Genomic DNA, 12,398 nt, shown 5'->3' with positions numbered 1-12,398 from the left:
TGTCGTGTTGACTGTTTTTCGGCCTCCCCCCGGGAGAACTTGAGCCGGAGCATCCCGGAACTCGGCGGCAACTGTGAGGTTTTTTTGCTGGATTGAAAAGCGGCGCCGGCCGCGCCGCTGTGTTGGGCAAAAAACGGGCAACAAAAAGGCGACCCGCAGGTCGCCTGAGTCAGGAGCGCAGGGCGCGCCGTCACTTGTTCAACTGGGCGATCTGCTGGGTCATGTAGGTGGACAGGTTGCTCAGCTGGCTCATCTTGGTGTCGAGCGCCGAATACTGGGCGCGCAAGCGCTTCTCGGTGTTCGCGGAGCGGTCGGTGAGGTCGGCAACCTGCTTGTTGTTGCTGTCGATGTTGCTCTGGATGCCCTTCTGGCGGGTGGAGATGCTGCCGTCCACGCTGAGGGCGTCGCTGACGAGCTGGCTGATGCGCTGGGCGAAGCCGTCGTTGCTGTCGTCGTTCTTGTCCACGCCCATGAAGAACTGCTTCAGGTCGCCGATGTTGGCGAGGGCGGAGTCGAGCTTGGCGCCGGCGGTCGGCAGGCTCCCGTCGGAGTTCGGTGCCAGGCCCACGTCGGCCAGGCGCGAGAGCGAGCCGCCCAGCGACGTCGCGCCGCCCACGACGCCACGCAGCCGGTACTGCAGGCCGATGGCCGTGGAGTCGCCCTGCAGGCTGGACGCACGCGCCGCCTGTGCGGCCGCGATCGCATCGGCCGACATGCCGGCCGTGAGGGTGGACGTGTCGACCTTGGTCTGGCTGCGCAGCAGCGCGTTGACGGCGTTGTAGGCCGTCGTGAAGTCGGTGACGGCCTTCTTGATGGCGTCGGCGTCCTGCGTCACGCTGAGCATGACGGGCGCCGTCGGCGGGATCGTCCGCAGCAGCGTGATGTTCAGCCCGTCGATGGCGGAGGTCAGCGAATTGCTCTCCGAGCTGATCGGCAGGCCGTTCAGGATGGCGCGGGCGTTGGCGGCCGGCAGCGTCTGCGTCATCTGGCTGGCGGACGAACTGGGGTCGTAGGCCAGCTGCGACAGGCCCGACGCGTCGCTGCCATTGCCGTCGGCATCGTTGACCGTGACGCGGAAGGCGTTGCTCTCGCCGGTGTTGCGCGACGTGAGGGTCAGCCGGGAGCCGGTGGTGTCGGTCACGATGGAGGCCGTGACACCGGCGCCGGCAGCGTTGATCTGGTCGCGGACCTGGGCCAGCTGGTCCTGGCCCGTGCCGATGGTGACGGTGACCGCGGTCGTGTTGGGCTTGGACGTGAAGGTGGCGGCGCCGGTGCTGTCGGTGCCCCAGGTGCCGAGTTCGATCGTGAGGGTGCCCTGGCCCACGGTGGCCGTGTTGCTGGCAAAGGTGGTGGAAGCCAGCGTCTGCGACGCGGCCAGCTGGCTGACGCTGAGCGACGCCGTGCCGACCGCCGCGCCACTGGACGCGGTCACGGAGGCGGCGGTGCTGTCGCTCGTGGTCGCCTTGGTGCCGGCCCAGGTGGTCGGGTCGTTGAGCTTGTTGGCGGCCGTCTGCAGCGTCGACAGGGCGCTCTGGATCTGGCCGTATGTCGACAGCTTGGTCTTGAGACCGGTCGTCTTGTTGTTGATGTCGGTGATGGGCTGCTGCTCGACCGCCATCAACTTGGTGATGATGGATTCGACGTCGAGACCGCTTCCTAGACCGAGAGATGAGATTGTGGCCATGGCTCAGCAATGCAAAAAAGGCCGATATGCCAGGGGGATATCGGCCGGCCGATCCGGAACTTTAGGCCCCGGTTTGTAAATTTTTTGCGTAGCCGGCGGCGGTGTCAGCCCTTCAGCAGCGCCAGCACCTGCTGCGGCAGCTGGTTGGCCTGGGCGACCATGGCGTTACCGGCTTGTTGCAGGATCTGTGCCCGGCTCATGTTGGAGGTTTCCGAGGCGAAGTCGGCGTCCATGATGCGGCTGCGGGCGGCGGTCTGGTTCTCGACGGCGACCTGCAGGTTGGAGATCACGGCGTCGAAGCGTGACTGCGTCGCACCGTACACGGCACGGGCGTTGTTCACGGAGGTCAGCGCCAGGTCGATGTTGTCGATGACTGTGCCCAGCGTCGCGAAGTCGGCCGTGTTGTCGATCAGCGCTGGGAAGGGGCTGGTGCCGCCGCCAAGCAGGGTGGCAATGGGGTTCGGCTGCGTTGGATTTGTCGGATCGGCGGCAGGATCCGTGAAATTCATTGAGCTGATCGAGATGGAATCGTTCGTCGTCGTGTTGGCGCCGATCTGGAAGGTCTGCGGCTGGCCGCTGGTGTCCGCCAGGATGGGCTTGCCGTTGAACGTCGTCGCGTTGACGATGCGCCAGATTTCCTGGCCCAGCTGGTCGAATTCCTTGTTCAGCGAGTCCTTGTCGGAGCTGCTGTTCGTGGAGTTGCGGGCCTGGACCGTCAGTTCCCGCATGCGCTGCAGGTTCTCGGCCAGCTTGCCCAGCGCGCCTTCCGCCGTCTGCGACATCGAGATGCCGTCGTTGGCGTTGCGGATGGCGACGTTCATGCCGCGCACCTGGGTGTTCATGCGTTCGGCAATCGCCAGGCCGGCCGCATCGTCCTTGGCGGAGTTCACGCGCAGGCCGGATGACAGCCGCTGCATCGACGTCGCGAGCGACGACTGCGAGGCGTTCAGGTTCCGCTGCGCGTTTAGCGAGACGATGTTGGTGTTGATGGTCTGGGGCATTTACGCACTCCTCGGGAATTCGGTCCGGATCGCATGAAAGGCAATCCGATGGCCTGAATTCTGAAAGTGCGCCTGATTCCCAAAAGCCCGATCAACGGGCCAAACCACCGCCAATCAAAAGCCCGGCGCCGCCACCCCTCGGGGTGCGGCGCCGGGTGTTGCGGGCGGCGATCAGCCGCCGCGCAGCAGGGCCAGCACCTGGTTGGGCAGCTGGTTGGCCTGGGCCACCATCGTGTTGCCGGCCTGCTGCAGGATCTGCGCGCGGCTCAGGTTGGCGGTTTCCTGGGCGAAGTCGGCATCCATGATGCGGCTTCGCGAGGCGCTCTGGTTCTCCACCGCGACCTGCAGGTTGGAGATGACGGCGTCGAAGCGGTTCTGCGAAGCGCCCAGCGTCGCGCGCTCGCCGTTGACCTTGTCCAGCGCGGTGTCGATGTTGGCGATGACGGTGTCGATCGCAGTGCCGGCAGCCGTGTTGTCGATGACCGCGCGGCCGGCGCCGGTGTTGTCCGTGCCCGCCACCTGCGTGATTTCCGACGTGGTCGTCATGTCGGTCGTGACGATGTCGATGCGGTCGTTGCCGGTGGTGTTGGCGCCGACCTGGAAGGTCTGCGTGCCCGCGTCGGTCGTGGCCAGCACCGCCTTGCCGTTGAAGGTGGTGCCGCCCAGCACGCGCTGGATTTCCTTGGCGAGCTCGCCGAATTCCTTGTCCAGCGAATCCTTGTCGGCGCTGGTGTTGGTCGCGTTGCGGGCCTGCACGGCCAGCTCACGCATGCGCTGCAGCGAGTCGCCCACCTTGGACAGGGCGCCTTCAGCCGTCTGCGCCAGCGAGATGCCGTCGTTGGCGTTGCGGATCGCGACCTGCGAGCCGCGCACCTGGGCGTTCATGCGCTCCGCGATGGCCAGGCCTGCAGCGTCGTCCTTGGCCGAGTTGACACGCAGGCCGGAGGACAGACGCTGCATCGAGACCGACAGCGACGATTGCGACATCGCCGTGTTGCGCTGGGCATTGAGCGAGGCGAGGTTGGTGTTGATGATTTGGGGCATGACTCAATCCTTTCGTTGACGAGGCGTCTGGTACGTAGTCCTCGAATGAATCGCGAACCCGTTGAGATGCTTATCGTCGAGACGATGGATTGACTTGAATCCTTTTTGCACGGCGCCTCAAAAGCGCCCCCCGCGCCAGGCGGGAGGGCGATCAAGGTGCTTGTGCTGGTGGCGTGAGCTTTTCCGTCTTCGGAGCGGAGGCTTCACTCAGGGCCAGCGGTGCTGGCCCGGCTTCATCGAAGCAAGGACAGGACTTGCGAGGGCACCTGGTTGGCCTGGGCGATCATCGCGTTGCCTGCCTGCTGGAGGATGTTCGCTCGGGACATGTTGGCGGTTTCCTGCGCGAAGTCGGCATCGGTGATGCGGCTCTTCGCAGCGCTCTGGTTCTCCACCGAGATCTGCAGGTTCGAGATCACCTGGTCCATGCGGTTCTGCGCAGCGCCGAGGTTGGCGCGTTCGGAAGAGACCTTGTTGATGGCGGTGTCGATGTTGGAGATGACGGTGTCGATGCCCGTGCCGCTGGCGGTGTTGTCGATGACCGCACGGCCTGCGCCGGTGTTGTCCGTGCCGGCCACCTGCGTGATTTCAGACGCGGTCGTCATGTCGGTCGTGACGACGTCGATGCGGTCGTTGCTGGTCACGTTGGCGCCGACCTGGAAGGTCTGCGTGCCCGCGTCCGACGTGGCCAGGATGGCGCGGCCGTTGAAGGTCGTGCCGCCCAGCACGCGCTGGATTTCCTTGGACAGTTCGCCGAATTCCTTGTCCAGCGAGTCCTTGTCGGCGCTGGTGTTGGTGGCGTTGCGGGCCTGGACCGCCAGTTCGCGCATGCGCTGCAGCGAGTCCGTCACCTTGGACAGCGCGCCTTCAGCCGTCTGCGACAGCGAGATGCCGTCGTTGGCGTTGCGGATGGCGACGTTGGAGCCGCGCACCTGGGCGTTCAGGCGCTCCGAGATGGCCAGGCCGGCGGCGTCGTCCTTGGCGGAGTTGACGCGCAAGCCCGACGACAGGCGTTGCATGGCAGTGGCCAGCGCGGACTGCGAGGCCGACGTGTTGCGCTGCGCGTTCAGCGACAGCAGGTTGGTGTTGATGACCGAGGCCATGATTTGCGCTTCCTTTAGCTAGAGATAACCCGGCAACAGCGCCGGACGAAGACCCAGGTGCCCGGGTGTGGCACCCGTGCGGTCCGCTCCAGCTCGCCTTGCGGCAGGCCTTTGCGGCGACGCCCGACGCTGGTCGTCCGTTGGGGCGAGTCGTCGCCTGTGAGCAATGTCACACCCCTTCGGCCTTCCAGCCGGACCACGGAACTGTTTGCAGCGCCGTTGGAATGGCTATCGGTGCGCGGCCGATGTTTCTTTAGGTCGATTTGTCAAGAGCGTGATCTTTTGAATAAAAGGCGCTGCAACAGCCTGTTCCTTGGATCGACGACTGGTTTGTAAAGCGCGCCCCGAAACCCCGGCTTTTCCAGGGATCGGTGCCATCGCTGCTTCCTAAAGTGCGATCCAACCCGGCCGAACCCCAGCGCCGGCCTGGAGCCCCGCCATGCGAGCCCTGACGACTGCCACCCGTACCGCCAAGAAAGCCCACCGCCCGGTCGCCGCGCCCAGCAACGACCCCAAGCTGCTGCTGGCGCGAGCCCGCAACGCCGCTTTCGCGGAAGCGGCCAAGGGCAACATCGGTGGCGGCCTGGGCCTGCTCTACAACGCGCTGCAGGACGAGCCGCTGAGCCACGACCTGCTGTCCGACATGGCCGCGCTGCTGCTGGCCGCCGGCAAGCTGGAGCACGCGGCCGGCTATGCCGACCGCGCGCTGCAGGCGCAGCCGCTGCACGGCCCCAGCCTCTACACGCTGGCCTTCGCGCTGTCGGGCCTGGGCGAGACGGACCGCGCCATCGGCGTGCTGACGGAGCTGCAGCAGGGCGCCGGCCGCGACAGTCTGCAGGCCGAAGCGCCGGAGCTGGTGCCCGTGGCCATGATCGAGCTGGAGCGCTTGCAGCGCGAGCGCGGCTGACACGCCAGACCCATTTCTCTACGAGGCCCCGCCAGCGCAAGCTGCCGGGGCCTCGGTGTTTTCAGGCCCGACGCAGCTGTAGGAATTTGCCTGACAAGGCCTTCCTGCCAGGGTGACGCCGGGCACCGACGCTGCCTGATATCGCTCGAGAAGGCGGGTCAACACAATCCGTTTCACTGATCCGCAACACCCCTCTACCTCTGAAACGGAAACCGCCATGAACGCCGACCAAATGCTCGCCGAGATCCGTGAAGCCAACCTGTCCTACCTGATGCTGGCCCAGAGCCTGATCCGCGCGGACCGCGAACAGGCACTGTACCGCCTGGGCATCAGCGAAGAGACCGCGACGCTGATCGGTATGCTGAGCCCGGCGCAGATCATGAAGATCGCTTCCGGCAACACGCTGCTGTGCGCCTTCCGCATGAGCGACGACCTGGTGTGGGGCCTGCTGACCAACCACAGCAAGCCGGGCGCGAACGAGTCGGTGTCCCGTCTCCACGCCTCGATCCTGATGGCCGGCCGCCACGAGCACGCCTGATCTCGCGACCCCTTCGCTGCCCACCCAGTCACAGATTCCGGAGCCCACACCATGCGCGTCAAGAGCATCCTCACCGAAGCCAAGCAGATCGAACGTGCCGTTCAGCTGATCCACCTCGGTGCCCGCCTGCAGGTGCTGGAGTCCGAGACCGACCTGTCCTACGAGCGCCTGCTGCGCCTGTACAAGGAAGTGAGCGGCAAGTCGCCGTCCAAGGGCCAGCTGCCGTTCTCGACCGACTGGTTCATGACCTGGCAGCCCAACATCCACGCCAGCCTGTTCCTGAACATCCACGAGTACCTGAACAAGGCCGCGGAGATGGACGAGATCGACACCGTCATCAAGGCCTACCAGCTCTACCAGGAGCAGACGCAGGCTCAGGGCCTGGAAGCCATGCTGTCCGTCACCCGCGCCTGGCGCCTGGTGAAGTTCGTCGACAACGGCATGCTGACGCTGACCAAGTGCTCCAAGTGCAACGGCCAGTTCGTCACCCACCCGCACGAGATGTCGCGCCACTTCATCTGCGGCCTGTGCAACCCGCCGGCACGCGCCGGCAAGGGCCGCGCCCAGGGCGCGATCCAGATGCACTGACGGCGTCGGGCGGCCCGTCGGCCGCCTGCCGAGCCGGTCAGGGCGCGATGTCGATGTCCATCGGCGCGCTGCCGGCTTCGTGAAGGTCCACCGCCCGGGCCAGGGCGGCCTCCAGATGCGCGGTAAAAGCCGGTGCATCGAAGAGGCGGCAGGTGGCCCGCGAATCGAGCAGCCGGCGCTTCAGCCCGCTCAACAGGCCCGGCTGCGTGGCCAGCTGCACCGCCTGGTCGATGTAATCGCGGGTCGTTGCCGCGACGAGATCGGGCAGGCCCGCACTCTCCAGAACGCTGGCGGCAACGCGCGCCGCGAACGAGCGTCCCTTTTGCGTCAGCACGGGCAGGCCCATCCACAGCGCGTCGCTGGCGGTGGTGCCGGCGTTGTAGGGCAGGGTGTCCAGGAACAGATCGGCCGACGCGAAGTTGCCCAGGTAGGTCTCCCGCGAGCTGCGGCTCGCGAAGACCAGCCGCGACGGGTCCAGCCCGCGGGCGATGGCGTTCTCGCGCAGGTTGTGCTTCGCCACCTCTTCCTCCCCCAGCACCCACAGCACCGAGCCCGGCACGCGCTGCAGGATCTCGACCCAGGCGTCGAACGTGGCCGGCGTCAGCTTGGTGGGGTTGTTGAAAGAGCAGAACACGAAGCCTTGCTCCGGCAGGCCGAGGTCCGTGCGTGAAGCCTGCGGGTGCGGGCGGGGGCGCTGGCGGTCATTGGCCTGGTACCAGGGCAGCGTGATGACCTTCTCGTCGTAGAACGGGCGGACCTCGGGCGTCATGATCACCGGGTCCGCGATGGCGTAGTCGTAGAAGTCGGCGCCGGAGGTTCCGAGATAGCCGATGTACATGACCTGCACGGGCGCCAGGCGCCAGGCGAACAGGGTCGTGCGCGCGCCGCTGGTGAAGCCGGACACGTCGATCGCGACATCGACGTCGAGGCTGCGAGCCAGTTCGGCGATCCGCTGGTCCGGCAGGCGCTCGACGTCGTAGAACTGGTCAAACGACTGCCGCAGCCGGTCCTGCATGGGGTCGTTCGAGGCCGCGCCGTAGTTCAGCGCGATGACCTCGAACCGGTCGCGGTCGTGAAGCGCGAAGACTTCCGCCATCAGGAACGACACGGGATGGGATTTGAAGTCTCCGGAGACGTAGGCAATCCTGATCCGCCCGGGCCGCCGGGTTCCCGGCGCGCGTTGCCAGACGCCCTGTGGGCGGGCAATGGACGCCGCCCAGGCGCGGGCGGCCTTCTGCTGGACGTCGGGGTCGTCGATGAAGCACTCCATCGCCAACGGCTGGACGCTGGCCTGGCCCTGCTCGACGCCCCGGACCAGCGCCGGCAGCGTGTCGCTGAAATCGGTCCACCGGTAGATGTGCATGGCGGTGTACAGCCGGATGCCCGCCAGGCCGGGGCTGTCGGGCTGCAGGCGTTTCACCTCGTCCAGATCGGCCAGCGCGGCGCTGAAGTTGCGCTTGAGCAGCCGCAGGTTCGCGCGGTTGTTGCGGGCATCGACCAGGCCGGGTTGCAGGGCGATGGCCTGGTCGTAGGCCGCCAGCGCCTCGTCCTGCCGGTACAGCCCCTTCAGCGCCACGCCCTTCACGTTCAGCGCTTCGGCCGATTTCGGGTGGGTGAGCAGCAGCGCGTCGAGCGTCTGCAGCGCCTGCGCCGGATTGTTCAGCGACAGCAGCACGCGGGCCCGCTCGAGCGGAAAGCGCGGGTCATCGGGCTTGGCGGCCACCGCCAGATCGAGGGCCATCAGCGCGGCGTCCAGGGCGCCCAGGTCCTTGTAGGCCAGCGCCAGTGCGAAATAGGCCGCGGCGTAGTTCGCGTTCAGGCCGATGGCGCGCTCGAAGGCTTCGATGGCCTCGGCGGGGCGCTTCAGTTCGTGCAGCGCGACGCCCCAGTTGTACTGGCTGACGGCGTCGCCCGGCAGCAGGCCGCAGCGCGCCGCAAAGCAGGTCGCCGCGCCCTCCCAGTTGCCGAGGCCCGCCAGGTCGCTGCCCAGGTCGGCATAGACATTCGCATCATCGGGCGCCTGCTTTTGCGCCAGCAGCAGGACTTCAGCCGCCTGGGCGGTCCGGCCCGATCCCCGCAGCAGCCGGGCCAGCTCGAGATACAGGCCGATCTCCAGCGGGTGGTGGCTGATCGCCGTTTGAAGGACCGCCGCCGCGTCGTCGAGCTGTTTGAGCTCGACCCGCAGCCGGGCCGTTTCCAGCAGCGCCTCCAGCAGGTCGGGTTGGACGGCCAAGGCCCGCTGCAGGCTGGAAAGGGCGCCCGCCCGGTCGCCGGCCGCGCGTTGCGCGCGCCCGAGCTCGTACAGCGTGGCGGCATCGGTCGGCGCCTGCTTGCAGGCCATCGTCAACCACTTGACCGCCTCGACGTGCTTTTTCTGCCGCGCCGCGATGCTGCCGAGCATCCTCATCGCCGCGGTGTTGTGCGGGTCGAGGTTCAACGCGCGCCGGCAGCTCTTGGCGGCCTGGTCGTATTGCGCCACGGCGTAGGCTGCTGCGGCCGATTCCAGCGCCGCGTCGTGCGGCTTCGGCTTGTTGGCAGTCGAGCTGATGGCGGCGTGCTGATCGGCCGGCAGGGCCGACGGCGCCTGGCCGGCCAGCGCCCGGGCCCACATCCGCAGGTAGAGCGCTTCCAGCTCGCGGGCGAAGCGCGTGGTGTCGTAAAGCCCCGCCGGCCGCGCCGCGATGCGCTCCCGCAGTGCCGCGCGGGCCCGGGCGTCGCGGCCCAGTTCGCAGATCCGGTCGACGTAGGTCGGCGCGTCGGCCGCGATGCAGTCGGCGAGGCCTGCCGCGTGCAGGATGCTGGCGGCCACGCGGCCGGCGAAGGTGTCCGTGGGCAGCGTGACGACGGGCACGCCGGCGGCCAGCGCGTCGCTGGTTGTCGTGTGGCCGTTGCAGGGCCAGCTGTCCAGCGCCAGGTCGGCGACCTGAAGCCGGTCCAGGTGCTCGTCCATGCCCACCGGTGGCGCGAAGACGATGCGGTCGGCCAGCTCGCCGGCCGCCTCGCGCAGCCGCGCGTCCGCCTGTTCGCCGCCGCTGAGCTGCCACAGCTGCGCTTCGGGCAGCCGGCGCAGCACGTCCATCCAGGCAGCCCACAGCGCCGGCGTGATCTTGTAGACGGCGTTGGCACCCAGCAGCACCAGCGCGCCGTCCTTCAGCCCCAGCTGGGCGCGCGACGGTGCCGGGCCGACCGTGCAGCGGCGGTCCTGCGGCTGGTAGCAGTGCGGCAGCTGCGCGATGGCTTCGCTGTAGTCGGCCGCGTCGGCCAGCGGTGTGACGACGGGGTCGCCGATGACGTAGTCGATGAAGCCGGCACCGCTGGTGCCCGGAAAGCCCAGCCAGCTCACCTGCACCGGCGCCGGCCGGCAGGCGAGGGCGGCCAGGCGGCTGCCGGCCGTGTGGCCCTTCAGGTCGACGAGGATGTCGATGCCGTCGGCGCGGATGCGCTCGGCCGTGGCGGCCAGGCTCAGCGGCGTGACGTCGACGACGTGCTCCGCAGCGGCGCGCACACGCTGCTGCAGTGCGGAGCCGTCATCCGGCCCGTGTGAATACAGGCGCACCTCGAAGCGCTCGCGGTCATGGCTTTCCAGCAGGTCCACCAGCAGCGCGGCCGTGGCGTGGGCGTGGAAGTCGGCCGACAGGTAGCCGATGCGCAGGCGGTCGCGCTTCATGGCCGGGCGCGCCGGCAGCGGGCGCAGGCCGCGCGCGACGTGGCGGCTGGCCAGCGCGGCGGACTTCTTCAGCTCGGCCCGCGTGTGCGGCAGGCCGACGAAGGCGAACGGCATGCCGAACTCGTCGTCCGCCGTGTCGGGCTTGTCGGCCAGCGCCTGGCGCAGCGCGGCCAGGTCGGCGTCGAATTGCGACCAGTCCGCCGCCTTCTGCGTCGCGTGGATCAGGTAGCCCGCGGCCATCACACTGCCCGGCGCCAGGATGGCCGGCGTGCGGAAGGCCTCGGCGGCCTGGCTGTGCAGGCCCAGCGCCTGCAGCGCGAAGCCGAGCTGCAGGTAGGTGGCGGTGTCGGTGGGCGCGAGGGCAAGCGCCTGCATCAGCAGGTCCACCGCCTCGGCGGCGCGGCCGGCAAGGCGCAGGCCCTCGGCCTGGCTGCGCAGGGAAGCGGGAGTCACTCGGCGGCGGGCCTGCTGCAGGCGACCAGCAGCGACATGCCGTTGAAGAAGAACATGCCGTCGATCTGCCAGGGGGTGTACTTGCGGATGACGTTGCTCAGCGTGTACGGCGTGTACCAGCAGTTGTGGTCAGGGTGCACGACCTCGACGAAGGTCTGCGCGCCGGCGTTGTAGTCGAAGTGCCGGCGGAAGCACGAGTAGGCGTCGGGCACCGTGAGGATGTACTGCTGTGCGCCGACAGCGTCGAGCGACTTCAGGAAGCCCTGCACATCGGGCACGTGCTCCATCACCTCGGGCACCAGCACGGTGTCGTACTCGCCGGTCACGTCGGCCCAGTCGCTGTAGAGCCGGCCCTTGAGGTGGGGCTGCATCAGCGCGAAGGCCTCGCCGTGGATGTCGAAGCCGTCGAGCTGGCAATGTGCGTCCAGTTGCAGGTGCAGCGAGCGCTTCAGGTCGGTGATGGGCCAGTCCACGCAGCCCACGTGCAGCACGCGCTTGTCGGCGCACAGCGCGACGAAGGCGTCCAGCCGCGGCACGCCGACGAAGTCCTCGCCGACCTTGACCTTCTGCACGAAGTACTTCTGGTGGGCGTATTCCAGCGGGGAGACGGGCAGGTCGTCCACGGGCTTGCGTTCGGCTGCGAGTGCGGGAGGTGTCATGCCACTTTCCTTTTGTGCAGTTCGTCGTACTTGCCCAGCGTGCTGCCCCATTCCTGGGCTGCGAAGACGGGGCCGCCCCCGGTGTATTCATGGCCGGTGAAGTGGCGCGGGATGAAGAAGTGGCTGGGCCAGATCGTCAGGCCCGAGTAGCGCTGCATGCGCACCTGCTCGGTCAGGAACAGCGGCCCGACGCTCTGCCAGGCCATGCGGTCGACAACGGTGGGCTCCTTCTGCAGGTCCAGGATGATCTGGCCGAAGAAGGGGTTCTCGGGTTTGGAGGCCACGTAGCCGGCGGCGATGAGCCCGGGGCGGATCAGCTCGTTCTCCCAGCAGGCGCAGGCCTCGCCCTCGAACAGCCAGGGCTCCAGCGGGCGCTTGCAGATGCTGTCGGCGTCCACGACGAAGCCGCCCTCGTGATACAGGATCTCCCAGCGCATCAGGTCGGCCACGCCGTTGAGCTCGCGCTTGGCCATGTCGCGCATGTGCGCGGCGTTGACCCAGCCGTAGCTGGCCAGGTCGTCGTTGCCCCAGACGCGCACGGTCCAGTCGGGGTTGTGCTGGCGCCAGGTGGCGATGCAGTTGTCGGGGCGCTTGGATTCGTCGCCGACCCAGATCACATGCAGGGTGCGGGGGATCATGGGGAGCCTCGCGGACGTTGGAGAGACTGCCACTCTAGGCCTGCAGGCGCCGGGGCGAAACCCGGTGGAATGGGGGAATTCCGGCCTTGAAGCGCGCCAAGGCCCTCACGCGCGTGACC

General features: G+C 67.8%; 10 protein-coding genes. 3 read left to right on the top strand and 7 right to left on the bottom strand.

Annotated elements, in window-relative coordinates; all coding sequences use genetic code 11:
• Positions 1-190: 190 nt before the first annotated feature.
• The 4 genes from fliD to ACG04R_RS11945 form a co-directional block, all read right to left on the bottom strand.
• Positions 191-1,684: a flagellar filament capping protein FliD gene (gene fliD, locus ACG04R_RS11960; RefSeq protein ID WP_394410144.1), complete on the bottom strand. Its 1,494-nt coding sequence runs from the start codon at positions 1,682-1,684 to the stop codon at positions 191-193.
• 104 nt (positions 1,685-1,788) lie between these two features.
• Positions 1,789-2,685, bottom strand: coding sequence for a flagellin N-terminal helical domain-containing protein (locus ACG04R_RS11955; RefSeq protein WP_394410141.1), 897 nt, complete (start codon positions 2,683-2,685; stop codon positions 1,789-1,791).
• A 171-nt stretch (positions 2,686-2,856) separates the two neighbouring features.
• Positions 2,857-3,729, bottom strand: a complete 873-nt coding sequence (locus ACG04R_RS11950; RefSeq protein ID WP_394410138.1) for a flagellin N-terminal helical domain-containing protein — start codon at positions 3,727-3,729, stop codon at positions 2,857-2,859.
• A 233-nt stretch (positions 3,730-3,962) separates the two neighbouring features.
• Positions 3,963-4,829: a flagellin N-terminal helical domain-containing protein gene (locus ACG04R_RS11945; RefSeq protein WP_394410135.1), complete on the bottom strand. Its 867-nt coding sequence runs from the start codon at positions 4,827-4,829 to the stop codon at positions 3,963-3,965.
• A gap of 439 nt (positions 4,830-5,268) precedes the next feature.
• Here ACG04R_RS11945 and ACG04R_RS11940 point away from each other — a divergent pair, with 439 nt between their 5' ends.
• The 3 genes from ACG04R_RS11940 to flhC all read left to right on the top strand — a co-directional run bounded on the left by ACG04R_RS11940 (position 5,269) and on the right by flhC (position 6,862).
• On the top strand, positions 5,269-5,736 hold the full coding sequence (locus ACG04R_RS11940; RefSeq protein WP_394410132.1) for a hypothetical protein: 468 nt from the start codon (positions 5,269-5,271) through the stop codon (positions 5,734-5,736).
• 217 nt (positions 5,737-5,953) lie between these two features.
• Positions 5,954-6,274, top strand: a complete 321-nt coding sequence (gene flhD, locus ACG04R_RS11935) for a flagellar transcriptional regulator FlhD (protein WP_394410129.1) — start codon at positions 5,954-5,956, stop codon at positions 6,272-6,274.
• Positions 6,275-6,325: 51 nt separating this feature from the next.
• Complete coding sequence (flhC, locus tag ACG04R_RS11930) at positions 6,326-6,862, top strand: flagellar transcriptional regulator FlhC (RefSeq protein ID WP_394410126.1); 537 nt, start codon at positions 6,326-6,328, stop codon at positions 6,860-6,862.
• A 37-nt stretch (positions 6,863-6,899) separates the two neighbouring features.
• On the opposite strand, the gene ACG04R_RS11925 is transcribed toward flhC, so the two are convergent.
• From ACG04R_RS11925 to ACG04R_RS11915, 3 genes are read right to left on the bottom strand one after another with little or no spacing between them, the layout of a single operon-like run.
• The gene (locus tag ACG04R_RS11925; protein ID WP_394410123.1) at positions 6,900-10,982 is read right to left on the bottom strand and encodes an O-linked N-acetylglucosamine transferase family protein; all 4,083 of its coding nucleotides are present in this window, start codon (positions 10,980-10,982) and stop codon (positions 6,900-6,902) included.
• Positions 10,979-11,641 (bottom strand): class I SAM-dependent methyltransferase, encoded by a 663-nt coding sequence (locus ACG04R_RS11920; RefSeq protein ID WP_394410120.1) that lies wholly within the window; start codon positions 11,639-11,641, stop codon positions 10,979-10,981. The genes ACG04R_RS11925 and ACG04R_RS11920 overlap by 4 nt, the downstream gene beginning before the upstream one ends.
• On the bottom strand, positions 11,638-12,279 hold the full coding sequence (locus tag ACG04R_RS11915) for a glycosyltransferase family 32 protein (protein WP_394410117.1): 642 nt from the start codon (positions 12,277-12,279) through the stop codon (positions 11,638-11,640). The genes ACG04R_RS11920 and ACG04R_RS11915 overlap by 4 nt, the downstream gene beginning before the upstream one ends.
• Positions 12,280-12,398: the final 119 nt, after the last annotated feature.

The organism is Pelomonas candidula (genome assembly GCF_043555985.1).
Lineage (GTDB): Bacteria > Pseudomonadota > Gammaproteobacteria > Burkholderiales > Burkholderiaceae_C > Pelomonas > Pelomonas candidula.
Note: the sequence above shows the minus strand (reverse complement) of the source record. Positions and strands in the feature narration are given on the sequence as shown.

What these genes read in the sequence shown, in the direction of transcription:
- fliD (WP_394410144.1), bottom strand. Translation starts at nt 1,684, where the DNA reads ATGGCCACAATCTCATCTCTCGGTCTAGGAAGCGGTCTCGACGTCGAA.
- ACG04R_RS11955 (WP_394410141.1), bottom strand. Translation starts at nt 2,685, where the DNA reads ATGCCCCAGACCATCAACACCAACATCGTCTCGCTAAACGCGCAGCGG.
- ACG04R_RS11950 (WP_394410138.1), bottom strand. Translation starts at nt 3,729, where the DNA reads ATGCCCCAAATCATCAACACCAACCTCGCCTCGCTCAATGCCCAGCGC.
- ACG04R_RS11945 (WP_394410135.1), bottom strand. Translation starts at nt 4,829, where the DNA reads ATGGCCTCGGTCATCAACACCAACCTGCTGTCGCTGAACGCGCAGCGC.
- ACG04R_RS11940 (WP_394410132.1), top strand. Translation starts at nt 5,269, where the DNA reads ATGCGAGCCCTGACGACTGCCACCCGTACCGCCAAGAAAGCCCACCGC.
- flhD (WP_394410129.1), top strand. Translation starts at nt 5,954, where the DNA reads ATGAACGCCGACCAAATGCTCGCCGAGATCCGTGAAGCCAACCTGTCC.
- flhC (WP_394410126.1), top strand. Translation starts at nt 6,326, where the DNA reads ATGCGCGTCAAGAGCATCCTCACCGAAGCCAAGCAGATCGAACGTGCC.
- ACG04R_RS11920 (WP_394410120.1), bottom strand. Translation starts at nt 11,641, where the DNA reads ATGACACCTCCCGCACTCGCAGCCGAACGCAAGCCCGTGGACGACCTG.
- ACG04R_RS11915 (WP_394410117.1), bottom strand. Translation starts at nt 12,279, where the DNA reads ATGATCCCCCGCACCCTGCATGTGATCTGGGTCGGCGACGAATCCAAG.